The organism is Neisseria sp. P0021.S007, assembly GCF_051956855.1.
Map to the genome: position 1 here is coordinate 1 of NZ_JBQCXA010000783.1, position 598 is coordinate 598.

Sequence of the window (598 nt, forward strand, 5' to 3'; positions counted from 1 at the left end):
AACAAGCTACGCCTACCGGTGAGAAAAAAATCGTTGCCTTCAAAAACTGTATCATCGCAGCAGGCAGCCGCGTAACCAAACTGCCTTTCATCCCTGAAGATCCACGCATCATCGATTCCAGCGGCGCTTTGGCTCTGAAAGAAGTACCGGGCAAACTGCTGATTATCGGCGGCGGTATTATCGGTCTTGAAATGGGTACGGTTTACAGCACTCTGGGTTCTCGCCTGGATGTGGTTGAAATGATGGACGGCCTGATGCAAGGCGCAGACCGCGACTTGGTTAAAGTATGGCAAAAACAAAACGAATACCGTTTTGACAACATCATGATTAACACCAAAACTGTTGCTGTTGAGCCTAAAGAAGACGGCGTTTACGTTACCTTCGAAGGTGCAAATGCGCCTAAAGAACCACAACGTTACGATGCCGTACTGGTAGCTGCCGGTCGTGCGCCTAACGGCAAACTCATCAGCGCTGAGAAAGCTGGTGTTGCTGTAACTGATCGCGGCTTCATCGAAGTGGACAAACAAATGCGCACCAATGTGCCGCACATCTACGCTATCGGCGATATCGTCGGTCAACCGATGTTGGCACACAAAGC

The 598-nt window shown here is 50.2% G+C and carries 1 protein-coding gene; it reads left to right on the forward strand.

All coding sequences use genetic code 11. The features are described 5' to 3' along the window. Nucleotides 1–598 (forward strand): FAD-dependent oxidoreductase (locus ACTHUR_RS15935; RefSeq protein ID WP_440399638.1); only part of this gene is annotated, 598 nt, incomplete at both ends.